21 protein-coding genes and 3 pseudogenes are annotated in these 23092 nt (G+C 68.6%); 15 read left to right on the forward strand and 9 right to left on the reverse strand.

Features of this window, described 5'->3' with window-relative positions:
• Window positions 1–15 precede the first annotated feature (15 nt).
• The 7 genes and pseudogenes from OG594_RS16355 to OG594_RS16380 all read left to right on the forward strand — a co-directional run.
• On the forward strand, window positions 16–663 hold the full coding sequence (locus tag OG594_RS16355; protein ID WP_266602942.1) for a phage tail protein: 648 nt from the start codon (window positions 16–18) through the stop codon (window positions 661–663).
• Between the two features lie 699 nt (window positions 664–1362).
• Window positions 1363–1854 carry a hypothetical protein gene (locus OG594_RS16360; protein WP_266599496.1) on the forward strand — a complete coding sequence of 164 codons (492 nt, stop codon included), beginning with the start codon at window positions 1363–1365 and terminating at the stop codon, window positions 1852–1854.
• 139 nt (window positions 1855–1993) lie between these two features.
• Window positions 1994–2161, forward strand: a complete 168-nt coding sequence (locus OG594_RS47365; protein ID WP_353962634.1) for a helix-turn-helix domain-containing protein — start codon at window positions 1994–1996, stop codon at window positions 2159–2161.
• A gap of 533 nt (window positions 2162–2694) precedes the next feature.
• Window positions 2695–3408, forward strand: coding sequence for a hypothetical protein (locus OG594_RS16365; RefSeq protein WP_266599498.1), 714 nt, complete (start codon window positions 2695–2697; stop codon window positions 3406–3408).
• 501 nt (window positions 3409–3909) lie between these two features.
• The gene (locus tag OG594_RS16370) at window positions 3910–5028 is read left to right on the forward strand and encodes a hypothetical protein (protein ID WP_266599500.1); all 1119 of its coding nucleotides are present in this window, start codon (window positions 3910–3912) and stop codon (window positions 5026–5028) included.
• Between the two features lie 115 nt (window positions 5029–5143).
• Window positions 5144–6451, forward strand: a complete 1308-nt coding sequence (locus tag OG594_RS16375; protein WP_266599502.1) for a WD40 repeat domain-containing protein — start codon at window positions 5144–5146, stop codon at window positions 6449–6451.
• Window positions 6452–6597: 146 nt separating this feature from the next.
• A pseudogene (locus tag OG594_RS16380) lies at window positions 6598–6735 on the forward strand (IS5/IS1182 family transposase); the annotation flags it as partial.
• Between the two features lie 331 nt (window positions 6736–7066).
• Here OG594_RS16380 and OG594_RS16385 read toward each other — a convergent pair.
• Window positions 7067–8035, reverse strand: a complete 969-nt coding sequence (locus tag OG594_RS16385) for a WD40 repeat domain-containing protein (RefSeq protein ID WP_266599504.1) — start codon at window positions 8033–8035, stop codon at window positions 7067–7069.
• A 1039-nt stretch (window positions 8036–9074) separates the two neighbouring features.
• Between OG594_RS16385 and OG594_RS16390 the strand changes: the two genes are divergently transcribed.
• Window positions 9075–10997, forward strand: coding sequence for a WD40 repeat domain-containing protein (locus tag OG594_RS16390; protein ID WP_266599510.1), 1923 nt, complete (start codon window positions 9075–9077; stop codon window positions 10995–10997).
• Window positions 10998–11112: 115 nt separating this feature from the next.
• On the opposite strand, the pseudogene OG594_RS16395 reads toward OG594_RS16390, so the two are convergent.
• Window positions 11113–11505, reverse strand: a pseudogene (locus OG594_RS16395) (transposase); the annotation flags it as partial.
• A gap of 148 nt (window positions 11506–11653) precedes the next feature.
• On the opposite strand from OG594_RS16395, the gene OG594_RS16400 reads away from it, so the two are divergent.
• Window positions 11654–12202, forward strand: coding sequence for a hypothetical protein (locus OG594_RS16400; RefSeq protein WP_266599512.1), 549 nt, complete (start codon window positions 11654–11656; stop codon window positions 12200–12202).
• Here OG594_RS16400 and OG594_RS16405 read toward each other — a convergent pair.
• Both OG594_RS16405 and OG594_RS16410 read right to left on the reverse strand, forming a co-directional pair.
• Window positions 12159–12656: a transposase gene (locus tag OG594_RS16405; RefSeq protein ID WP_266599514.1), complete on the reverse strand. Its 498-nt coding sequence runs from the start codon at window positions 12654–12656 to the stop codon at window positions 12159–12161. The two genes, OG594_RS16400 and OG594_RS16405, sit on opposite strands and share 44 nt — an antisense overlap.
• Window positions 12653–12907 (reverse strand): transposase, encoded by a 255-nt coding sequence (locus tag OG594_RS16410; protein WP_266599516.1) that lies wholly within the window; start codon window positions 12905–12907, stop codon window positions 12653–12655. Before OG594_RS16410 ends, OG594_RS16405 begins: the two co-directional genes overlap by 4 nt.
• A 293-nt stretch (window positions 12908–13200) precedes the next feature.
• On the opposite strand from OG594_RS16410, the gene OG594_RS16415 reads away from it, so the two are divergent.
• The 3 genes from OG594_RS16415 (at window position 13201) to OG594_RS16425 (ending at window position 15141) form a co-directional block, all read left to right on the forward strand.
• A complete protein-coding gene (locus OG594_RS16415; protein ID WP_266599518.1) occupies window positions 13201–13914 on the forward strand; it encodes an endonuclease/exonuclease/phosphatase family protein in 714 nt (237 codons plus the stop codon).
• Between the two features lie 348 nt (window positions 13915–14262).
• Window positions 14263–14364 (forward strand): hypothetical protein, encoded by a 102-nt coding sequence (locus OG594_RS16420; RefSeq protein WP_266599520.1) that lies wholly within the window; start codon window positions 14263–14265, stop codon window positions 14362–14364.
• 570 nt (window positions 14365–14934) lie between these two features.
• Entirely contained in the window at window positions 14935–15141 is a 207-nt protein-coding gene (locus OG594_RS16425; protein WP_252308850.1) for a hypothetical protein, read from the forward strand.
• A gap of 228 nt (window positions 15142–15369) precedes the next feature.
• Here OG594_RS16425 and OG594_RS16430 read toward each other — a convergent pair whose 3' ends face one another.
• Window positions 15370–16230 (reverse strand): endonuclease/exonuclease/phosphatase family protein, encoded by an 861-nt coding sequence (locus tag OG594_RS16430; protein ID WP_266599524.1) that lies wholly within the window; start codon window positions 16228–16230, stop codon window positions 15370–15372.
• Window positions 16231–17630: 1400 nt separating this feature from the next.
• Between OG594_RS16430 and OG594_RS16435 the strand changes: the two genes are divergently transcribed.
• Window positions 17631–18461, forward strand: a complete 831-nt coding sequence (locus OG594_RS16435) for a hypothetical protein (RefSeq protein ID WP_266599526.1) — start codon at window positions 17631–17633, stop codon at window positions 18459–18461.
• Window positions 18462–18539: 78 nt separating this feature from the next.
• Here OG594_RS16435 and OG594_RS16440 read toward each other — a convergent pair whose 3' ends face one another.
• The 3 genes and pseudogenes from OG594_RS16440 to OG594_RS47095 form a co-directional block, all read right to left on the reverse strand.
• The gene (locus OG594_RS16440; RefSeq protein ID WP_266599528.1) at window positions 18540–18731 is read right to left on the reverse strand and encodes a transposase; all 192 of its coding nucleotides are present in this window, start codon (window positions 18729–18731) and stop codon (window positions 18540–18542) included.
• Window positions 18728–18928 (reverse strand): hypothetical protein, encoded by a 201-nt coding sequence (locus tag OG594_RS16445; RefSeq protein ID WP_266599530.1) that lies wholly within the window; start codon window positions 18926–18928, stop codon window positions 18728–18730. Before OG594_RS16445 ends, OG594_RS16440 begins: the two co-directional genes overlap by 4 nt.
• A 193-nt stretch (window positions 18929–19121) precedes the next feature.
• Window positions 19122–19235: pseudogene (locus tag OG594_RS47095) on the reverse strand (IS630 family transposase); the annotation flags it as partial.
• A 242-nt stretch (window positions 19236–19477) separates the two neighbouring features.
• On the opposite strand from OG594_RS47095, the gene OG594_RS16450 reads away from it, so the two are divergent.
• Window positions 19478–20815, forward strand: coding sequence for an IS630 family transposase (locus tag OG594_RS16450; protein WP_266599532.1), 1338 nt, complete (start codon window positions 19478–19480; stop codon window positions 20813–20815).
• Window positions 20816–20949: 134 nt separating this feature from the next.
• Here OG594_RS16450 and OG594_RS16455 read toward each other — a convergent pair whose 3' ends face one another.
• The gene (locus OG594_RS16455; protein WP_252310514.1) at window positions 20950–21711 is read right to left on the reverse strand and encodes a gamma-glutamyl-gamma-aminobutyrate hydrolase family protein; all 762 of its coding nucleotides are present in this window, start codon (window positions 21709–21711) and stop codon (window positions 20950–20952) included.
• 281 nt (window positions 21712–21992) lie between these two features.
• Between OG594_RS16455 and OG594_RS16460 the strand changes: the two genes are divergently transcribed.
• Complete coding sequence (locus OG594_RS16460) at window positions 21993–22901, forward strand: LysR family transcriptional regulator (RefSeq protein WP_266599534.1); 909 nt, start codon at window positions 21993–21995, stop codon at window positions 22899–22901.
• Window positions 22902–23092: the final 191 nt, after the last annotated feature.

A 23092-nucleotide genomic window follows, 5' to 3' on the forward strand; every position in this document is an offset into this window, starting at 1 on the left:
AACGCCGGCGGGAGCATGCGCGGCTCCGTCGACGGATTCGGCTCCTCCGCGCCGCTGGGCGTGATGCTGCCGGCGGTGTTCGCCGACGACGACCTCGCGCAGCGCTTCGTCGCGGGTATCGACGAGGCCCTCGCACCGCTGCACAACGTGCTCGACTGCCTGGACGCCTATTTCACGCCGTCGCTCGCGCCCGCGGACTTCACCCGCTGGCTCGGCAGCTGGGTGGGTGCGGAAAGCGACGGGCCGGACGCTGCCGGGGGCGCAGACGGCCCCGCGGACGCCGAACCGGCGGAAGCCGCGCCGGCCCCACCGGCCACCGGCCGTCCGCAGGACACGGAAGCGACGGTCGCGCTGCGCGCCGCGGTGACCGCCGCGGTACGGCTGCACCGGATCCGTGGGACCCGGCGCGGACTGTCCGAGACGATACGGCTCGCCTTCGGAGTGGAGCCGGAGATCACCGAGAGCGGCGCGGCCGCCTGGGACGCGCGGCCCCTGGGCCCGGTCCCCGGCGAGCGGCGGCCGCATCTGCACGTCACCGTACGGCTGCCGGAGCCCGACCCGGCCGCCGAACACCGGCTGGAGCGGCTCGTAGCGGCAGCTCGCCCCGCCCATATGCCTTACACGGTCCAGGTGACCGCCCCCGAAAGGACTTCCGACAGGTGACCAATCAGCAGGGTTCCCCGTCCACCCCGTCGTCCGCAGCTGTCGGCGCCGACGCGGGGAACGCGGGGAACACGTCACGTCATTGTGCTGAATGCGGTACGCGCTCGACTCCGGGGCAGTCGTTCTGCGACGGCTGCGGCGCGGTAATGAGCTGGACCCCGGGGCAGGAGGAACGGGGTACGGGGACGGCAGGTCGGCAAGGCGGCGCGGGTGCGTCGGGTGCGTCGGTTTCTTCGGGCTCGGGCGGGGGCACGTCGGCCGACGGCGATGCCGAGTCCGATCCTGAGGGCAGCCCGGGGCGCGGTCCCGACCCCGACCCCGACCCCGACCCCGATTCCGGCCCCGGCCTCGGTCCTGATGCCGGTGATCCCGCCCCCCGGGCAGGGAACGCGGGCCCGGTGCGGGAAGCGGTCCACGGACCCGTGAGCGCCGCATCGCCGACGGCGGCGCGCGCGGAGGAGGAGACCCTCCCCACCGTCCCGGTGGCTCCCGTCGCACCGGCCGCCTCCCCGGCGGGCGCGACCCCGGACGCGAGCGCGCGCCAGGGCGCTGCTCGTTCCGGTCGCCGACCAGCGCGCCGCCGCACCGGCACCGGATGTCGCGCCGGTCCTCCCCGGCGTGCCCGCCGGGGCCCGCCCCCGCGTCCAGGCTCCCAGCGCGGAACCCACCGACGAGGCGGGTCCGCACGGGGCGTTCAACGTGAATACGGCATGGAGCGCGGCGCGCGACCACTTCGCGAAGCGGGCCCAGGTCACCCCGGATTCCGCCGAGGCGTCCCGTTCCTTCGACGGCCACCCGCCGAAGGTGCTCTTCGACAAGATCAACAACAGCTGGTGGGGCCCCGGCGTCTCGCAGTCCGCCGACGGGAAGTGGATAGAGGCGCGCTTCAAGGAACCCACCCGCCTGCTGGACATCCTGATCACGTCCGGCATCTCCACCAAGGCTTCGGACCTCTCCGAGGCCGCGCTGCCGCACCGCATGGACGCGATCATCATCACGGCCGACGGGAAGCAGACCACGCGCCAGATCACCCTCGACCAGGTGAGCGGGCCGCAACAGCGGAAGTTCCGGGCACAGAACGTCGTCAGCGTCAGGTTCGTCATCCGCTCGGCGTTCAACGTGGGCGCCGACAAGCAGGTTTCGATGGCCGAGATCGAGTTCTTCACCCGCGCCGCGACCAGCGGTACCTAGTGTTCTGAGTCGGGAACTCTGTTCGGATGCGCGGGCTCGCCCCCTGGCACGGATCGAGCAGCCGAAGGCCGAGTTGACGCTGTCGGAGAAGGAACGGGCCGCGCTCGAGGAGCGGGCGCGGCGTCGTTTCACGCCGCAGGTGCGGGCCCTGCGGCGTCGGATCGTACGTGCGCGTGCTGATGATGTCTCGAACGAGGACGTCGCTGCTCAACTCGGCGCCCCACCCCAGACGGTGGGGCGCCGGCGGTCCCGGTTCGTGCGATACCGGATTGAAAGCGCTTCGAGCGAGTCAAGGACAGGCGCCTGACGGCAGAAAGGCCAGGTCAGACGCCCTTCCTCGTGCGTCTAGAAAAAGCCGAGGCGCTTCGGCGCGTACGAGACCAGGAGGTTCTTCGTGTGCTGGTGGTACACGCGCCGTACCGTCGCTGACCAGCCCAGATGGCACGTGTCGGGCCAAGTTCCCGTGGCTTGGCCCGTGAATGGCCCGGATCTTGGTTGTCATACGTCTCATCTGCGTCGTGGTGGTTCGTGGTCGGGCGCGTGCATCCGACTCCCGGAGCCCGCCTTGTGCCCGCAGGTAGATCATTAGACAGGGCTCTGCGCCGTTGGACACGGTTTCGATTCCCGCCATCTTCACTCCTCCCATGTGGGCGAAGGCAACGCAGTCTTGTCCGGGGCCCGATGGTAGGTGCCGACGTCCGGATTGCGCCTACCAACAGAGGCAAAAGCAGCACCTAACGGCATCAGCCCCAATACCATCCGGTGGTTGCTGCTGGACGCTCCTACCCCGATGGGGGCGGCGCGCCCAGCCTTTTCCCGTACTCCCGAGGAGCCGGATCCATGACCGACATCCAGCATGATGCGATACCGGCCAAGCCTCAGAACGCGCCGGGGCCTCCTCGGAACCCGTGGAAAACGGCCACGGTGTGCCTGGCCGCCGCCCTGACCGCCACCTCCGGCGGTCTGGTCTACACCCTGGTCTCCGACCAGGGGGCAGCAGCGCCGGAGGCGTCCGCGTCGGTCCGGGAGGACACGCGTACTCCGGATACCCCCGATGGAGACGTACCCTCTGCCGCGCCGTCTTCGTCGCCCTCTGCTGCAGGCTCCGCAGTCGGCACCGAGGCCCGCAGCGGCGGCGCGTACGTGACCGTGACCAAGGTGACCCGGGCCGACAGCATCAAGCAGACCGACCAGGGCGAAACCGCGACGGTGAAGGCCGGGGACGGGGCGGTGTTCATCGTGCTCGACACGATGGTTCGCAACGAGACGAAGGCCAGCATGGATCTCACGTGCGGCTATCCCGTGGCGAACTCACTGATCGACGACCAGGGCCGCCGGTACGACGCGATCAAGGACCTGTACAAGCTGCAGGGGAACCCGGAGTGCAACGACCAGCTGCAGCCGGGGTTCAAGAACGGTATGCAGTACGTGTACCGCGTTCCGGCGGGGGCGCGGATCGTGTCGTGGAAGTTCCAGGAGGTCGACTTCTCCGCTGCCGAGGAAGCAGCGGCGGGGCTGGTGCAGGTCGGCGAGGCCGCGGCGCAGGGAGCGTAGGCGCTGGCCGTTGAACTGCAGCTTGACCACCGTGCCGGTCGGGATCTTGCCTTGCTGCTTGTAGTGGGTGCCGGGCCGGAGCGGACGCCGAGTCCCTTGCCGGGGCTGACGATCTCGGCCTTGGGCTTTGCCTCGGGCTGCTGGTGATGGCCGCGAGCGGTCAACGCCTCCACACCGCATCCGCGTCCGCCTTGCGAGCAGGCGATGGGCGACGCTGTAGGGCTGGCGCCTGCCGCGGAGACTGCTGGCTCACCATCCACACTACGGCCCCCATGTCAGTGCCGGATCGTAGTCTCGGGGGCTATGAGCGAAGGACCGGCGGAAGAGCCGCATGACATGCATTCCTTGTTGTCGAATCCCAGTCTCCTTCTCACGACGGAACCGGCACGTGTCATCGAGCTGTTGGGCCGTGCAGACGACTCTCGGAGTCGGGCCGTAGCAGCGGTGTACCGGGCTTCGGCGGAAGTGCACCGGACGCTGGTGCCGGTTCAGAGACGCCAGGTGCTGACGCTGGACGCGGCACGGCTGGGTGAGACGGAACTCGCCGCATGGTTCGGGAGCGCGGATGTGCCGGGGCAGCCCGGTCCAGAGTGGGTTCCGGAGTGGGCGAGCGGCTCTGCTTCCGACCCTCGGTTCCTGCGCGCTTTCACAGGCCACGACGCTCCTGTGACGGCCGTGGCGACGGCGGTTGTCGACCATCGGCCGGTCGCCGTTGCGGGAAGCAAGGACGGGGCTGTGCGGGTGTGGGACTTGACGACCGGGAGGCTGCGGCATGAGCTGACGACGGGCCATACCGACCCGGTGTCGTCGGTGACGGCCGAGTTGCTGGCCGTGGCCACGGCTCTGGTGGACGAGCGTGCCTTGGCGTTCACACTGCACGCCTTTGGGCCGGTGGGCGTGTGGGATCTGGAGACAGGCCGTTCTGCAGGCGAACTCGTCGACATGGTGGAGTGCGCGACCCCGGACGGGCGCCGTGTGGCTCTGACCATGGGGAAGGACCGGACACTGCAGGCATGGGACCTGCTCACCGGGGCCCAGATCAGCGCGTTCCCCTGGGTCACGGACATAGGTGTGCTGGGCGGGCGCCTCGTCGCCGTTGCCGCCGCCGTGAACCAACCGGTCCAGGTGTGGGATCTGATGGCCGACCGTCAGGTCGCCGAGCGTCTCGCGGTCGTGGATGCCTTCCTGGTCGAAGGACAGCGGCCGTTCGCTGTGACTGAGGAGGAAGGCCAGCCGCCGCGCGTGTGGGACCTCATCACCGGTCACCCGATCGAAGGAGCCGAGCGGGCAGAGCTCGGGTTGTTGGAGGCGGAGGACTTGTCAGGCGTGTCAGCTCTGACAGCGGTCAACAACCGAGTGGTCGCCGTCACCCTCGACTATCAGGCCGAACCGGAACTGGTCGGGAACTGGACCGCCGACTACCGCGACAAAGACGCGTCCATCCGAAGACGTGAGACCGCGGTCCTGGGCGCGAGCAGGGTCGTGCTCTGTGCGGGAGCCGATCAGGCACTGCACGTCTGGGACCTGACCACGAGCACTCAGCGCACCGACGACATCCGAGCCATCAGGAGTGCCCCTGCCGGGGACGGACTGCTGGCCCTGTCCCCCCGACCCGGGTGAGCGAACAGACCTGTGGGACCTGATAGCGGGCCGCAGAGGCGGCCGCATCAGTACCGGGAACGCGGTAGGAGTCGGGCCTCGGGCCACTTCCCGGTCCCTGGTGCTGCAGGGGCGAATGGTTTCGCTCGCCGCCGAACCGGACGGCACGGTCACTGTGCTGGACGCGGTGGAAGGGTGGCCCTCGGGGCGGCCGCTGACCGGCCACACGGAGCGGGTGTGCGCCATGGACACCGTGCCCGCCGGGCAAGCGACGCTGGCGGTGACCGCCAGCCTGGACCAGACCGTGCGGGTGTGGGATCTGGAGACCCGGATGCAGCAGGGCGAGCCCCTTACCGGGCACACCGGCCAGGTGTGGGACCTCGACACCACCCTCGTGGAGGGACGTCCGGTGGCCCTGACCGCGGGCGAAGACCGCACGGTGCGCATGTGGGATCTCACCCAGGTTCACGGTGGTGGCCGGCACCGCTCCGGTCATACCGGCGCCGTCGTCGCCCTCACCACGACGATTCTCGACGGGAAGCCCGTGGCCATCACCGCGGGCTCCGACAAGACCGTACGGACCTGGGACGTGGCCACCGGTCAGCAGGTCACCGATGCCTCGCAAACCGTGGCAGCCGTCATGACGACAGCGGACGTGGACGGGCGCCCGGTCGTCGTGACCGCCGGCCCGGACGCGACCTTGCACATTCTCGATCCCGTCAGCGGCCGAGAGGTTCGCTCGGCGACGCCCAGCCACCACGGCAGAGTCCTCGCCATGGCCACGGCGAACCTGGACGGAGTGCCCGTAGCGGTCACCGCGGGCAGCGACCGCACCGTGGGGGTCTGGGATCTCAACACTGGCAAGGCGTTGTGCGAGCCTCTCACCGGTCACTCCAGCCGGGTCACAGCCGTTGCCACCACTGTTCTGGACGGACGGCCCGTCGCGGTGACGGGCGGCTGGGACAAGTCGGTGCGGCTGTGGGACCTCACCACCGGCCGCCAGATCGACGGGCCATTGACCGGCCACACGGACTGGGTGACCTCGGTGGCCACCGCGACGCTGCCCAGCGGTCCTGCCGCGGTGACAAAGGGGCGGGACGGAACGGTCTGCCTGTGGGACCTCAGCTCCATGGCCCAGGTCGGCAGCCACGAGCTCACCGAGTCAGGTGCGAGCGGGGCGATAGCCGTCAGCAGCACCGATGACGGGCGACTCGTGGCGGCCATCAGCCATGACAACACCGTGCGGTTCCTCGACCTGGCCACAGGGCGCAGGGCCACCACCGACTATCTGCTCCCTCTGCCCGTGCACGCGCTCACAGCCGCACCGAATGGTGATCTCGTGGTCGCGTTCGGCCCCGAGGTGGCAGTGCTGCGGCTCCAGGCGTCCGGCGCTGTCGAAGTCACGCAGGGTGCTGCCGCCACGAGCGGAGCCGTACACCCATGAGAATCCGGGTTGTCTCACTCAACGTGCAGCGGACTTCCGTCCCCGCACCCCCCGGTGAAGGAGCGCGCGGTCGAATCTTGCCCAGCCATCGACTGTCTGCCGCTTGCCGACCGGGCACTTATGGTGGCATCGGTCTGGCGCCAACGGTGATCGCGAACCGGGCGTACTCCTCACGCATGATCCGGTCCCACCTCCGCGAACGGGACATCCGGGCGGTGATCCCGCAGCCAGTGGACCAGGTCCGCAACCGGCTACGACGTGGTCGAGGAGATGCTGGGCGCCCCGCTGGTGGTTCGACCGGTCGGGCATCGAGTGGTGCTGGCCACCTACTTGGCCGTATTCGGCTGCCGTCGAATCACGTGAACATCCGCGCCACCTGACACGGATCCGCTGCCGCCCGAATCGCTGCTCATTCTCACGAACAGAGTCAGAAAGGCCGTTTGTTCGGCGAACACTCCCACTCGCTGGAGCGAACCCGTGCCGACGGCGCTGGAAAACCCCGTCGGCGCGGCGTCTCGGTGGTCCGCTTCGGAGCGGGCCGCCGGTCTGGTCAGGCCAGGACGTCAGTTACAGCCGGGGGGAAGCCTCGGCGCCACGAGCGGCAACGGCGACCGGTCAGGCGCTGTCACACCCCTGCGCCGTCCCGCCGTAGTACAGCAACGCCACCTCCTGGCCGGCGCAGGCGACCAGGCCGCCTTCCGGACCGATGGCCAGCCTCACGCGACGACGCCTTGCCCCAAGTGACCGCTGGCGTGCGGAGGCGCCCTCACAGATGGGGAGTTGGAGCGTCGGTCCGGTCTGTTCGTCGGTTGCCACGTCCCAGATCCGCAGGGTGCCGTCGTCGTGACCGGCCAGCACGACGGTGCGGCCACGCAGCACCATGGTCTGCAGTGCACTGACTCCGGCGGGCCGGTAGAGGAGGTCGGTGAGGCTTTCGGCCTGCCATGCCCTGAGAGCCTGTCCCGTAGTCATGTCCCACAGTTCCAACCGCCCGTCCCAGTAACCGGCCACTACGACGGGACGGCCGCCGAGTGTCATCACGGCGATCGCGGAGACTGGGCCGTCTGCGGTGGGGAATGATGTGAGCTGCCTGCCTTCCGTGAGGTCCCAGATTCGTATCTTCTCGTCCCAGTCGTGGTCTAGGTCCATGCCACCGCCGGTGATGGCGACGGCACGGCCGTCGACCATCGCAGTGGCCACGTGGGCCACCCAGGTTGTGTGACCAACAAGGGGGGAACCGATCTGCCGGCAAGTCGTCAGGTCCCACAGCCGTACCGTGCAGTCCTCGTGGCCGGTGACGACGACCGGGCAGGCATCGATCATGACTACGGCCACGGCTTGGGTATCCTCGGCAGGCAGGTCCGACACATGGTGTCCAGCGGCCAGGTCCCACAGTCCGACCCTGCGCGAATCGTGGCCGAGGACGGCGACCGCCGGACGATTTCCGAACGGGACGATCGCCATGTCCTCCACCGCACCGACCGATATCTCACCGGAGCAGCTGCCGTCGGTCAGGTCCCACACGCACGCGGTGTCCTTGCCAGCGGTGACGGCGACACGGTGTCCGTCGAGCACCGTGGTCACCACAGTGCTGACCGGAGACAACGATGTGCCTCCGCATTCCGAGCGAGTCCACCGGGGAACCCAGATGTCGGACAAAGCACCGTCCGCCGGATTGCGCATTCTTCCACCCCGCACGGTGACATGAGCCAGGCGACCGTCTCCGGCTGCTTCAGAACGGTCGCCCACTGCTCGGTGGGCACGGCCGAGCAGCTTAACTCATGCGGCTCAGCCGGTCGTTTGGGAGCCGCTTTCCGGTACGCCGAGCAGCTGGGGGCCGGGCGGTGTCGTGGCTGACTTCACAGCAGCAAGTGGATGTTTGCGTCATTCGTCTGCAGGATGCGCCTCACTCATCCCAGGGGCGCAAACACCCTTGTGCCTTGCGTCCGGCGTGGCGGTGGCCGACATGGAGGCGTGCCAGCCTCACCTGACACATGGCAGTAGTCGCTCGGTGTCCGGTTCCGACCGGTGGAACGTCGGCCCTTGGAAGATCACGACATGTATCATTGCCTGCCACTGTGGAGGTGGGGCATCATCCAGGTTGCCCTGCTGTGACGGGGGTGGACGCGTGGGCCACAACGATGTCTTGGCTGGTACGCCATCGGAACCTTTTGGGGGATGGTCCGAAGCTGGGTGGGCTGAGCAGAAGACGGCGATAGCACAAGCGTTGTCCGGCGGGTCCGTGGACTCCCTGCTCATGGATCCTGCATTCCTCGTTCATGCCGATCCGGAGTTCGTAGTCCCGCTGCTCGACAGCGCCGCAGGTCACCGGGCACGGGAGTCGGCCGCGGTGTACCGAGCGTCCCTGCATTACAGGGGCCGCGACGCGGGTGTCCGGCGCTGGCTGCTGGGAATGCATGCCCTTCGCACCGACCACCCACAGCTGGCCGCAGTGGTGCGTGCCGTGCACGTGGCCGACGGAGAGGGCCCTGCTGGAGTCTGGTGGCCGTCCTGGTCGAACGGGGGACACGTGGCGGACTTCTGGGCGGGGCGGCCTGCGGCGAGCGGGGCGACGCCTGTTCCAGGGGCCGGGCCGTCCGGCAGGGACGTGCGGGAGGTCGTCTTGACGACTCCGGAGGGCCGCCAGGCCGTGGCCTCTGCCGGCCTCGCCTCGTGGGTGTGGTCCCTGATCACCGACAAGAACCGGACCAGGCCTTCCGACGGCGTCAGGCCCTTCGCGGTGACGGCCCTCGGGACGCGGCTGGTTGTCGTTCGTCACACCCGCGAGGGGACAGTGCGGGTGTGGGACGTCGAAACCGACCGCCCAGTGGGGCCGCCGATCACCGGGCACATCGCCTCGATCGCTGTGGGCGTCCTCGACGGACGCCCGGTGGCAGTCACCGGTGGCTACGACAAGACGGTGCGGGTGTGGGATGTGGCAGAGGGCCGCCCTCTCGGTCAGCCCCTCACCGGGCATACCGACTGGGTGCGGGCGGTGGCGGTGGCCTCGCTGGAGGGGCGGCTGGTTGCTGTCACGGGCAGTGATGACAAGACGGTTCGGGTGTGGGATGTGGCGGAGGGCCGCGCCCTGGGTCAGCCCCTCACCGGGCATACCCGTTCGGTGCGGGCGGTGGCGGTGGCCTTGCTGGAGGGGCGGCTGGTTGCTGTCACGGGCAGTGATGACCACACGGTGCGGGTGTGGGATGTGGCGGAGGGCCGCCCTCTCGGCCGACCCCTCACCGGGCATACCCGTTCGGTGCGGGCGGTGGCGGTGGCCTTGCTGGAGGGGCGGCTGGTTGCTGTCACGGGCAGTGATGACAAGACGGTTCGGGTGTGGGATGTGGCGGAGGGCCGCCCCCTGGGTCAGCCCCTCACCGGACAATCGGGCGTGGTGAGCGGCGTCTTCACGGCCTGCGTGGACGGCCGCCCTGTCGCCGTCACCCACTGCAGTGAGAAGGAGCGGGTCCAGATCTGGGACCTTCTGGCGGATCCACACCGCACCGGTCACACCGCTGCCGTGTGCGCTGTGGCGGTCGCCGACCTCGACGAGGGTCCCGTCGCCGTGACGAGCGGCGAGGACGGGACCGTACGGGTATGGGACCTGGCCGATGGCCGATCAGTCGGCCAGGCGTGGGCCGGCGACGGCGTGGCCAGGTCCCTGGCCACAGCCACGATCGAAGGTCGGCAGGTGGTCGTAACGGGCGGCGGTCACGTGGGCTTGTGGGACCTGACGACCGGCCGGTCAGTCCGCTGGCTCGGAAGCCACCGCCGTGGCGGTGTGAACGCGGTTGCCGTGGCCACCGTCGACGGCCTTACGTACGCCATCACCGGCGGCAACGACCGGCTCGACCTGGACGGTGACGAGGACGACGGAAGCGTACGGTTCTGGGGCCTGCCCGAGGGGCCGCCACACGGTAAAAGCGAGGGCGCTCTGCTGCGGGCCGAACTGCGGCTGGGCACCGACGAGGGTCAAGGACACTTGTGGCTGGAAGAACTGTCCCGGGAAATTCCCCGGCGTGAGTTCCACCGGCTGGATGCCCATTGGGTGCGGGCGTTGGCCGTGGCCACCGTTGCGGACCGTCCCATTGTCGTCATCGCCTGCGGCAGCTACGGCGAACTACGTGCAGTGGACCTCACAACCTGGCAAAGCCTACCGTTCGGGCATCATGAGAGCTGGGTCAACGCGGTGGCCACGGCGACCGTTGAGGGCCGTCCCGTGGCTGCCATCGCTGGCGAGGACGCGACAGGGCGTGTTTGGGACCTGACCACCGGCGAGGCTCTCGGCCAACCCCTGATCGGTCACACCGCTCCCATACGAACCGTGTCGGTCACCACTCTCAACAGCCGACCGGTCGTCATCACCGGAGGAGACGACTGCACCATCCGCGCCTGGGACCTGAACACTGGCCAGCAGATTGGGCCGGAGTTGTGCTTCCCGAACCCCATCAGGGCCGCGGCGACCACCACCGGGGGTGAACTGATCGTCTGTCACGGCACCGAGATCACCCTCTTTGCCCACGACAGCCCTGATCGGACAGCCCGGTGATGCTGGGAGGGATGGCGGGTTGCTGTGCGGGCGGGTCGCTGGCCTGGTGTGCCGGTACGCGGCGCAGCCCACCGCGGACCGGCCCGACGGCGCGATTGTGGCCACCACCGGTCCGGGCTGGGCCCGCTTTTGGTCCTCGTCGAGCGGCCCGGACATGGCTGGAGTCGATCACCGGCCGCGACCAGTCGAGTTGCTCGGCCGCCTGCAGCCTCTCGAGCAGGATCACGTGGAGCCTGTCCCAGACGCCGGCCTTGTTCCAGGCCTTGAGGCGGCGCCAGCAGGTCATGCCCGAACCGAAACCCAGCTCCTGGGGCAGGTACTCCCACTGGATGCCGGTATGCAGCACGAACAAGATCCCGCACAAGGCCTGGCGGTCCGGCACCAGCGGCCGGCCCGGCTTCAGCTTCGGCCCCCGTATCGGCAGCAACGGCTCAATCGACCACCACAGTTCATCCGAGATGATCCACGGACGAGACTCCCTCTTTCCCACGGCCAGACCAACGAGCATCCAAGCCGACAGGCACACCTCGACCGGCTTCTGTTAGAGGCTGTTGTCTTTCCGAGTCTGACGACTGCGTTTCAGCTGGTCAGGGGTAGGGGCGGTGTTCGTGTGGGAGTGATGGATCGTCGTTTCGTCGCTCCTGTGGAGGTCGTGGATGCCGTCGGTTGTCGGACTGCTGGAACAGCACGAGCTTGCCGCCCGTCGTCGTGTGGACGGGCTGCGTGAGGAAGCCGACCGCATCCAGGCCGAGCTCGCGACGGCCGAGCAGGAGTGGCTGGAGTGGACAATCGCCCGCGAGCGTGTGGGTGCGGTGCTGTCCGCGCAGAGCGGGAGTTCAGCCGACGTGGTGGGCAGCGACCTGCCGGGCGGCGCCGGGACGGAAGCCGGGGTGAAGGCGTCAGTGCCCGTGGCGGCGAAGACGAAGTCGCAGGTTCCGGTGTGGCGCGAGGGGCTGGACGCGTCGGCACTGTCGGCGGACTACCAGCGCATCCTGGCCGTGCTCGCGGATCGGGTCCGTCTCGGTCAGGGCCCGCTGACCTGCCAGGAGATGGCCTCCGCCTTCGGCATGGACGTGGTGCCGGCCAAGGTGGAGGCACTGCGGTCGAAGGCGAAACGCCTGGTCGCGCGGGGCTGGCTGGCCGAGCCGACGCCGGGCCGGTTCACACTCGCGCCGAATGTGAACGGGCCAGGCGGCGGGTCATGACCATGGTCATCGACCAGTAGACCATCGCCTCGGCGCTGATCGCGCGGCGTTCGAAGTCGCGCACCAGACGGCGGCTTCGCATCAGGTGCGCGAAGAGCCGCTCGACGATCCACCGCTTGGGCAGCACCACGAAGCCGCGCATGTCGTCACTGCGCTTGACGATCGCCAGGACCAGGGCGAGCGTGGCCAGGCAGTGCTCGACGAGGCTGCCGGTGTAGCCACCGTCGGCCCAGACGAGTTCCAGCCGGTGGTGTGCGTCGGCCACCTGCTCGAGCAGCACCTTCGCGGCGGCGCGGTCACCGATGTCCGCGCTCGTGACCATCACGCCCAGCAACAGGCCGAGAGTGTCGACCACGACATGCCGCTTGCGCCCGTTGACCAGTTTCCCGCCGTCGAAGCCGCGGCTGTCGGCGCCGACCACGGCGTCCGCCTTGACGGACTGCGAGTCGATCACGCCGGCCGTCGGCTCCGTATCCCGCCCCGCCTTCTCGCGGACCCGACCGCGCAGCCGGAGAACGCATAGACCCGGTCCCACGGCGGGAAGTCAGCCGGCATCGCCCGCCACTTGATCCCGTTGTCCACCAGATAGCGGATCGCGTCCAGCATCGCCCGGTGACAGTACGCCTCCGGCTGCCCGCCCCGGCCCCGCAGCCAGCCCGGCACCGGCAGCAGCGGCCGGACGGCCGACCACTCCTCGTCCGTCATGTCCGAGGGATAACGCGGCTGCCGGGCCTCGTGATCGGCAGCGTTTCCGAACCGGTGAGCCAAGCAGTCACACTCCAGGGCGACCGAGCTGGACGACCCACCCAACAACACGGGACACTGCGGCACCAGGGCGCCCTGATGTTGCTCGGTGATTCGACACCAACGAGCTGTTCAGGAGGCCCCACCCGCATGCGCCGAGCACCCCGCGACCACCCGATCGGGACTCCCGTTCGACGGACATCTTTCAAGATCGGAAAGACAACAGCCTCTTAGGACCTCTAACATCGCGACGTATGATCACGGTTGCCAGCTGGAATGTTCTGCACCGCGTCCACGCCGAGAACTGGGGTGAGGACGCCCTGAGGGGTTGCCCGGACGAGTCGGAGCGGATCGCCGCGGTTACGGCGTTGCTGGTGGGACGAGACGAGCACGTCATCGCCCTGCAGGAAGTTAGCGGTGACCAACTGGCCAGCCTCCGCCTTGCCCTGACCGGCCGGAGTGTCCACGCGTTGAGGTACCCGCGCGTCCCAGCACCGCGCCACGGGAGCTGCTCGCTGCGCGACCCCGAGGAGTACCTCGTGCTCCTGGTCGACGGACCGAGCCGGGAGGTCGCTGCCGAGTCCTTCGAGGACGACCCGGGGAAGGGCGCGCTCGCCGTCGAGACCGCCGGAACGCTGATCGTCGCCACGCACGTGAGCGGCGATCAGCGGCGCACGCGCCAGCTGGCACGCCTGGCCGAATTGGCCGCCTCTTCGCGGGGATACGCAGCAATACTTCTCGGGGACTTCAACACCGACCGTGCCACCGTAGCGTCGGCTCTGGGTACTGGCTTCGCTGTCGCGGACCTCCCGCCGGACGGCCTGCCGACACGGCCGCGCACGTCAGGCTCCAAGTCGCAGTGGATCGACCACGTGGTCGTGCGGGGCGCTGTTGTCAGCAACGCAGCGGTCGAGAGGATGGAGGGCCTATCGGACCACAACCTGGTCCGCGCGACCGTCACCATGTGAGCTGGGCAACGAGCGGGGGAAGAGACCCGACAGCGACTCACCACCGCCCCTTGCTCGACAGGCCCGACCTGCACGGTCCACCCCCATCGGCCGACTTTCTCGACCTCGATGAGGGTTGCGCTCTCCCGGAGACGTAACAGCGTACCGAGGAACGGCGAACAGCCAAGTCAAGACAGCCCTCTTCCATGGTCGGGTCGGATTCAGTGCAACGCGAGGATTCCGGCCTCGCGCGTCGACGGCGGGGGACTCTTCGGGGTCGCCGCTCTCCCGGATCTCCGCCCAGTACCGCTTGAGCTGCGACAGCGTGGCGTTGACCTGTTCGAAGGCGGCCGTGGATCGGTGGTCAACGTGGCGTCCACAGCCGCCTTCCAGCCGACGGCGTACTTCGCCGTCTATGGCGCGTCCAAGACCTTCGTGCTGAACTTCAGCCTCGCGCTCCGCCACGAGTAACGGCGGCGCGGCATCCGTGTGCTCGCGCTCTGCCCGGGGCCGGTGGAGACCGCGTCGGGCCGGTTGGGCATCCGGCATCCGGCGGAATGAAGCCCGTGCCGAAGCCCCCGAACCGATGCAGCACCATCTGTGCCAGCGGCAGGGCCGCCACGCCCGCAAACGGTGGCGGCGGATGGACGCCATTACGGCGCAGGCCGGTCCGATCGTCCCGCCCCCCAACTCCCGGCCGCCCCGGGTTCAGGCATCAGCCGCCAGTCGAAGAGCATCAGCTCCCGCTCCCAGCCGGGCGATCTGGCCAAAGCGTCGGCGGCCTGGGGCACGTGCAGAAGACAGGGGTGGCGCAACAGCTCGCGCCGGTCGGTCAGCGCGACGGTGAAGGACGCGTGGTCCGGATCGCAGCCGGGCCCGGGTCCGCCGGGGGTTCAGGAACATCCGCGCTCACCTCGCCTGCCCGACCCGTGTTCCCAATCCCCGAGGCGCCGGCACCGGACGGCCACCCGGCGCCAAGAACAAACCTGCTGCGCTGGCAGGTGCGGGAGAGGGCGCGGCGGAAGGCGGACCCGAGCCTGGGTGCTCGACATCCAGAGCATGTACAGGGCGGCCGGGGTGCCCGCGGAGTCGGCGGGCGTGATGCGGCCAAAGAATACCGGGCTCAAGCACGGCCTGGCCGTTGACGTGTGGCGCATGGTGATTGTGGTGGCGGTTCTCGCCGTGTCCGTGCACGACAACGCCGCCGGCATCGCTGCTGGACATGGGACATCGTGTTTCCACACTTGAAGACGGGTCTGGTCGAGCGTGTGTTCGTGGAGGGTGGTACAGGCCACGTCACCTCGCGTACTCCGGACGACCGCGCCGTGGACTGCCCCTGCTGCGGCATGGCTGCGCATCGTGTCCACGGCCGCAATCAGCGGCATCTCGCCGATACCGCTGTCGCTGGGCGTCGGTGGTCATCGACTTGTTGGTGCGCCGTCTCGTCTGCGATCAGCCAACGTGCCTCCGGTGCGTTCATTGAGCAGGTCGGGGACCTGACCTGCGTCCGATCGTGGCTACCTGTGCCATGTGGTCCGACAGGAATGCCGTGCCGCCTGACGGCATCGCGACCGGCTCCGTGAAGAGCAGACCGCTCCCGGTGACCGGGTAACGGGCGGCGTCACCGTGGACGAGCAGGTAGTCGACCCGGTACGCCGATGCACCGGCAGGCAGCAGCTCGGCGTGGAAGGTGGGCAGGTCCGCTGCGGCGAACGGATCCCGCCATCCACCTTCGTCCACCAGCGCCTCATACAGAGCTGAACTGCTGGGGAGGTTGAAGTCGCCGCCGGCGATCACCAGGTCGGTGTCCCGGTCGCGCGCCTCCCGCACGACCCGGTGGAACCTCGTCAGCTGCGCCATCTGCAGGGCTTCGTGCCGGTTGCCCGCCGACCAATCCCCGTCCCTGTTCGCGGCCAGATGCACGTTGGCCACCACCGTTCGGTGTCCGGAGACTTCGAAGGCCAGGACGCCTTGGAGACGGCTGCCCAATGTCACCGCGCAGCGGAACAACGGGCCGCCAGCTCGCGGCCGCGTGCCGCGGAACGACGTGTACCGGACTGCCCGCAACGGCTTTCTGGAAAAGGAGACCAGGCCTCCGGCCGGCTGACCGAGCATGCCGGACCTGCGGGCGACGAACGGGAACGACGGCAGGTGCAGCGCGAGAAACCTTTGCAGACGCGGGGTCCAGACCTCCTGGAAGTTCACGATGTCCACCTCCGTCCGCTCGAGGCGGCGGCAGAACTCGGCCGCTCGCTTCTTCACGGGCCGCAGCGAGTTGGACATTCCGCAGCAGACATTCAAGGACGCCAGGCTGACACTCTCCCCGTCAGTCGCCACGCGGCCACCCCCTGAGCTCGAGTCTCACTCACCTTGAGCGTCTCGCCTCCGACCAGCGGCCGAGCGCCACCCGCGACAGGACTTCGTTGTAGGAGCCGAAGACGCAGAACGCGGCCAGCATCAGGAAGAAAACCCAGAGCACCAGGCCCCTCCGTAGTCCGATGTGCTCAGCTCGTAGGTCAGGGTGTAACGGAACCATGAGGACTGGCCAGTAGCCGAACAGGACCCACCCGTGGCCCGGAGACCGGTGATTCCGAAGAGGTGGCGGAGCGTCCCGGCGCCCAGCAGGAACCACAGGACCAGTCCCAGCCTGGTCCAGGCCAGTATCACGGCGTTCGTGAGGACATCCTCGGTGGGCGGATCGAATTCGTCGCTCTTGTCCGCCACAGTGATCCCGACCACCGCATCCCGCCAGGTCTCCAGGTCCGCGCGCTCCCCAGCCCCCGGCGGCGCTGTAAACGGAGGAGGCAACCTCCCGGCCCGCCTCGGACCCGGAGGCGCGCCGGTACGTCACAACGTAGTGCGTCACTTTCGACGTGGCCTCGCTTCCATCGGAGTTCAACTCCGTCGGACGTGTCGCCCCGTCACGCTGCCGATCTCCCGCGCGATGCAGCCGCGCGTGGCCCCGGCCGGGGTCGGTACGCCCCCCGAGCACAGACGCGGATGGCGGAGTCCCGTGACGTCCTGATAAGGCTCCACCGCCCAAAGCATCGCGCAGACGATCGCGGCCGCCCCGACCAGCAGCACCCCTGCCTGAACGATCACGATCCGTCGGACGCGACCCCCGCCCCGTCCCCGCGTCGATCACCCGGCCAACGACGCGAGCCTGAGCCCGTCATGCCCTGCCCCGTGCGACTACACGAGGAGTGGCGGACGCTCATACGCCACTGCGGCAGGCACCGGGGCTTGGCCCTTGGCTCATGATCCTTCCAGACATCCGACCACGAGCCATCCGTGGAACTACGTAGATTGCCGCCCTAGTTTCCCGGTTCCCGCATCCCGGTGGGACGTCGACGGTCTACTCAGAGGGCGGTGCGTGAGGTGATGTCCGTTTCGCTCTTTCGGGAGGGGCAAGCGGGCTGGCCACGGCGTCACCGGGCGGCTCCGGCCGCGGCTGGGTGAACAAGCCTTGCTCGGTCTCGACCACGACTGATCCGCAGATCCCACGACCACCTCCGAGATCAGTCGCGGCGTACGGCAGCGCTGCCGCTTCGATTGCTCACGGGAAGATCGCGCGCCAACGGGAGGCCTGCCGCGTGTCCCTCCGACATCGGTCGCAGCCAGCAGCAGTTCAAGTACGTTCACGCCGACGGTTCCTCTTCCGGTCGGCAAAGCAGTTTGCTCTCTTGGCGTCCGATGCTTTCTCATGATCTCGGAGGCCGTACAGGGAGGGCGGGATCATGAAATGGCGATGGGACAGGCAGCACCGAACGCAGAAGGGGTTCGGCGGAGCGGAGGCCCCGGAGAGCCGGGTGCTGCGGCACTGGGGCCTTCAGGGCGTGGAGTGGTGGCCGTGGCTGCGCCGCTCGCCGGTGGCCGTCGACCTGCTCGCGTGGTGGGGACACGCGGAGGCCTACCGGGCCCTGGTCGGGGAGGATGCGTACCAGGAGCGGGGGCGCGAGCTGTTGTCCCGGGCGTCCCCCCGTGACTGCGCGGCGGCGGGCATGGGGTGCGAACGGCGCATCGACCGGGCGTGTCGCACTCCGGAGATCTGCGCTCTGGAGCCGGCCGCGCCGGGCCGTCGCGAGGGCCCGGCGCCGGGAGCGTGCAGCGGTTTCTACGGGGACACCTGGCTGAGGGTGAGGTTCAGCCCTGACGACCGGCATCGTGCGGTGTCCTGTCGTGAGGACGAGAAGTGGGCATCTCGCCTGTGGGTGGACGGCGTCCAGGTGGAAGCGGACGTGGCCCTGGACTTCGGGGGCCACTGGCAGGGGAACCGGTTCTACGTGGTGCAGGCCATGGGCCCGGACGACCATCCGATGCAGAGATGGGGCCCGGGAGGGGGCTGGATCGCCTCGTTGCTGATCCACGATATCGAGCGGGGCGCCTCGCGCCTGCTCGTGCCGGAAGACACCGAGGCGTGGACCGATCCCCTCGTCGTCCTGACCGGGGACGAGTTGAGGATCTACGCGGACCGGGCGGCCCACGACGCCGACGAACCCGGCCGTGTGCTCCGCCTCGGCGAGGCCGTCGCCGACGACGGCACCGAGCCCGGGACCGACGGCTACTGAAGGAGGGCAGCCGGAATGCAGGGAAAGGTGCCGTAGGGAAGCCGAGCCGGGTGGCCCCGGACTTGTTCCGCACCCGCTTCATGTCGTCTTCCAGCAGCGTCCCCTCTCCACCAGGTTCAGCCACGACGCGCTGGTGGGTGTGAAGTGCAGGTGGAACCGCGGGTGCGCCAGCAGCCACTTCTTCCCGTCCGGTGTCTTGTGGGTGGCGTAGTTGTCGAGGATCAGATGGACCTGGAGGTCTGCGGGCACTCCCTTGTCGAGCTTGGTCACGAACTTCTCGACCTCGGCGGCCCGGTGGCGGCGGTGGGAGTGATCCGATGACTTGCGGTGGCGACCTCCAGGGCCGCGTAGAGGGTGGTGGTGCCGGCGCGGATGTAGTCGTGGCTGCGGCGTTCTGGAACGCTGGGCATCATCGGCAGGACCGGCTTGGACCGGTCCAGGGCCTGGATCTGCGACTTCTCGTCCACGCAGAGGACCAGGGGCCTTCTCCGGCGGGTCGAGGCAGAGCGCGACGACGTCGCGGGCCTTGTCGATTAACAGCGGGCCCGTCAGACAGCTTGAACGTGTGCGACCGGTGCGGGGCCAGGGCGAACGCCGCCAGATCCATGAGACCGTCCACTGCGACATGCCCGTGGCCGTGGCCGCGGCCATCGACCGGGTCGACCAGTGCGTCGCGTTCTTCGGCTTCTCTTCGAGCGTCTTGACGATCACCCGCTCGACATCCGCGTCCGTGATCTTCCGTGGGATACCCGGCCGTGGCTCGTCGCCCAGCACGTCCAGGCCGTGCTCGAAGGAGCGCCGCGCCAGGTGCGGACTCCGGAGCGATCCGCAGCCGCCGCGACACCTCCATGACCGAGTGCCCCTCTGCGCACTCCAGTACGATCCGCGACCGCTGAGAAGACAACGGCGGAATCTCCGGACCAGGACGACTCATACCCCACTCACGACACACCTCAGACCCAGGTCACTAGTGTGATGCGCCTGAAATCTGAGGTGTAAGTGGCTAGGGTGTTGCTATGTCGCCCGGGCCACGTGCTGTTGAAGTCGTCTTATCTGCTGAGGAGTTGGCTGATCTGACCTGTTGGGCAGGCGGGTCAGGTGGGCCTCGTCTGGCTGAGCGGGCCCGGGTCGTGCTGGCGTGCGCGGAGGGGCTACCGACCATCCGCGTGGCCGAGAAGTGCGGCGTCACAGCGGATACGGCCCGCAAGTGGCGGTCGCGGTTCGCCGCTCGTCGGATGGCGGGCCTGGCGGACGCGCCGCGGCCGGGACGGCGCAAGGCGGAGCTGGTACTGAGCGAGGACGAGCGAGCACAGCTGACCCGCTGGGCCAGGCGCGCGAAGACAGCCCAGTACCTCGCGCTGCGCGCGAAGATCGTGCTGGTGTGCGCCGAGGGCGGGACGAACAAACAGGTCGCCGGCGAGCTCGGGGTCAGCGAGCAGTCGGTGAACCGATGGCGCTCTCGCTTCGTCGCCCGTCGGCTGGATGGGCTGGCGGACGAGCCTCGGGTGGGCCGGCCGCCGTCGATCCTGCTGGACCAGGTCGAGGACGTCATCGTGGCGACGCTGGAGACTGCGCCAGGCCGTGACACGCACTGGTCGCGGGCCTCGATGGCGAAGCACAGCGGACTGTCGAAATCGACCATCGGGCGGATCTGGAAGAGATTCGACCTCAAGCCCCACGTCCAGGACGCCTTCAAGCTCTCCACCGACCCGCAGTTCGTCGCGAAGGTCGTCGACGTCGTCGGCCTCTACCACAACCCGCCCGAGAAAGCGGTGGTTCTCTGCGTCGATGAGAAGTCCCAGATCCAGGCACTGGACCGGTCCCAGCCGGTCCTGCCGATGATGCCGGGGATGCCCGAGCGCCGCACCCACGACTACTACCGGCACGGCATCACCAGCCTGTTCGCCGCCTTCAACATCGCCGACGGCACCGTAATATCCCAGCTCCACCGCCGCCACCGGGCCATCGAGTTCAAGAAGTTCCTGGCCCGCATCGACACGGCGGTGCCCGCTGACCTCGACGTGCACTTGGTCTGTGACAACTACGCCACCCACAACACCGCCGAGATCAAGACCTGGCTGGGCAAACACCCCCGCTTCCACATCCACTTCACCCCCACGGGCTCCTCCTGGATGAACCAGGTCGAGGGGTGGTTCGGCCTGCTGACCGACAAACTCATCCGCCGCGGCGTCCACACCTCCGTCAAAGCCCTCGAGGATGACATCAGGGCGTGGATCGCCACCTGGAACGAGAGCCCACGGCCCTTCACCTGGACCAAGACCGCCGACGAGATCCTCAACTCGCTCGCGGACTACCTCGCGAAGGTCACCCCACCCGGCACCAAAACCACCTAGCCACTTACACCTCAGATTTCAGGCGCATCACACTAGTGCAGGGCAGGCAGCGACGCTGCCGGTGTGCTGGCAGCTGCCGCTTCGCTGCCGGATGTGGTGGCCGAGCTGACAGTGGCGCGAGGCGTTACAAGACGTTAAAGGGGAACGCCACCGACCGGTGCTTGCCGCTCAGCCGACTCGTGCAACCCTGCCGTTGTACGCTGCCGGGCTGCCGACACCAGAGCTTGTATCACTGCTTGGTCGGCACTCATCTCGGGGTGCCACTGCACGCCCAGGGCGAAGTGGTGCCGGGTGCTTTCGATGGCCTCGACTGTGCTGTCTTCGGCGTAGGCCGCGACCGCCAGGCCTGCGCCGAGGAGGTCGGCTGCCTGGTGGTGGTGCGTGGCCACCTGTCTGGTCCCGGGCAGGAGCGAGGCCAGACGGGTGCCCGGCACGGTGGTGATGGCATGTGGCGTGAAGAGTCCGAGATACCCGTTGTGGCCGTCGTGACCCACCTTCTCGGGCAGGTGCTGGATCAACGTGCCGCCCGCGTGAACGTTCATCAGCTGCATGCCCCTGCAGATTCCGAGGACGGGAATGTCACGGTCCAGACTGTTCTTGAGGACAGCGCGCTCCCACCGGTCGCGGGCGGGGACCGGAGTCCCCGCACACGGGTGGGGCTCGGCCCCGTACAGGGCGGGATCCAGGTCCTCACCTCCGGCGAGGATGACGCCGTCCAATCGCGCGATGACGTCCGCCGCCGCGCCCGGCGCATCGGGCGGCAGAAGGACGGCCCGGCCTCCGGCGGCCTGAACGCATGTGGCGTACGCCGCGGGCAGCAGTGCGGCGGGCAGCTCCCACTCTCCCCACCGCGCGTCGGTGAGGTAAGTGGTGATTCCGATAAGTGGCTTGCGCACGCAGCGCCCCTTTCCCATGCAGCAGTCAAATCCAGTCAGATGACTGACCACCCCCTGAAACCCCGGCCCGGCGACGGTTGCGGGCAACGCATCACGGTGGGGCGGCAGGGCTCCGTTGCACGGACGGCGGTGCACGGGTGCACCTCGCGGCATGGGTAAGGGGACGGCCACGGCACTGAGCGAGACGGGTCACGCCCCTTGCCTGGTGGCAGAATCCTGCTGGCGTTCCTCCTTAAGCACAAGAAATGACATCTTTGTGTGAGGTAAGTCAGGCTTAACCCATGCAGATGCCAGATCCCCGCTTGCTCGCCACCTTGGAGGCCGTGGTGCGCCACGGCTCGTTCGCTGCCGCCGCCGGCGAACTCGGTTACAGCGCCCCCGCCGTCTCTCAGCAGATCGCCGAACTCGAACGCCGCGCAGGCCTTCGAGTCTTGGAGCGCCGTCCCGTGCGTCCCACGCCCGCCGGCCAGGTCCTCCTCGATGCCGAACAAGGGGTACGCTCCGCGCTGGCCGCAGCTGCACTGGAACTCGACGCCCTGCGTGCCGGCACGTCCGGGCGGATCCGGCTCGGCGCTTTCACCTCGGCCGCCACGAGCATCGTCCCGAAGGCTCTCGCGCAGTTGCAAACGTCGTACCCCGACGTCCGGGTCAGCCTCTCGCAGCTGGAGCCCGAGGCCGGCTACGGTCGGATCAAACGGGGAGACGCCGACCTTGCCCTGACTTATGACTACGACTTCATTCCCCAGCCGCCGCCGCGCACACTGCGCCGGACCCTGGTTGCACGGGACCCCGTCGTGGCGGTGCTTCCCGCGGGCCACGAGCTGGCCAGCCGGGAGGTCATCGACCTGGCGAGCCTGGCCGGTGAGACGTGGGTCGCCGCGCCCGAGGCCGCGCTGCGGCTGGAGCTGCTTGCCCAGATGGCCAAGACATCAGGCTTCGAGGCCCGACTGAAGTACGAGGGAGACGACTTCAACACCATCCTGGGCTTCGTTGCCGCAGGCCTGTGTGTCGCGGTACTGCCCCGCTTGGCCCTGCCCCGCGGTGTGGCCAATGTTGTCGCGAGACCGCTGGCCAACCCGGAGCTGACACGGTTCATCTACACCGTACGCCTCGACACCCGCCACGCCCCCGAAGCGCTGCTGGCGCTCGAGCGAATGCTGACAACACAGGTCCGGGCAGTCATTGCATGAGCCCCCGACCAGCCGTTCGGCGGTGCACTGACACATTCGATCATTTGTGAATACATGCATCGTGGCGCCCGTCCCAGGTCGGGTGCTGCCAAACAATCGTCCTTGGGAGGCTCCTGGGGTGCTGACCGCTGTCGTGTAGTGACGTGATGCGGAAACCTCTTTCCGTATGAGCGCTGCCGTGATTCGACGTT

Source organism: Streptomyces sp. NBC_01214 (genome assembly GCF_026340975.1).
In the GTDB taxonomy this organism is placed as follows: Bacteria; Actinomycetota; Actinomycetes; order Streptomycetales; family Streptomycetaceae; genus Streptomyces.

Coding starts and splice junctions, on each gene's coding strand:
- OG594_RS16410 (WP_266599516.1), bottom strand. CDS start 12,907: ATGACGGACGAGGAGTGGTCGGCCGTCCGGCCGCTGCTGCCGGTGCCG.
- OG594_RS16450 (WP_266599532.1), top strand. CDS start 19,478: ATGTCGCCCGGGCCACGTGCTGTTGAAGTCGTCTTATCTGCTGAGGAG.
- OG594_RS16365 (WP_266599498.1), top strand. CDS start 2,695: ATGACCGACATCCAGCATGATGCGATACCGGCCAAGCCTCAGAACGCG.
- OG594_RS16435 (WP_266599526.1), top strand. CDS start 17,631: ATGAAATGGCGATGGGACAGGCAGCACCGAACGCAGAAGGGGTTCGGC.
- OG594_RS16415 (WP_266599518.1), top strand. CDS start 13,201: ATGATCACGGTTGCCAGCTGGAATGTTCTGCACCGCGTCCACGCCGAG.
- OG594_RS16355 (WP_266602942.1), top strand. CDS start 16: ATGCGCGGCTCCGTCGACGGATTCGGCTCCTCCGCGCCGCTGGGCGTG.
- OG594_RS16375 (WP_266599502.1), top strand. CDS start 5,144: ATGGTTTCGCTCGCCGCCGAACCGGACGGCACGGTCACTGTGCTGGAC.
- OG594_RS16400 (WP_266599512.1), top strand. CDS start 11,654: ATGCCGTCGGTTGTCGGACTGCTGGAACAGCACGAGCTTGCCGCCCGT.
- OG594_RS16460 (WP_266599534.1), top strand. CDS start 21,993: ATGCAGATGCCAGATCCCCGCTTGCTCGCCACCTTGGAGGCCGTGGTG.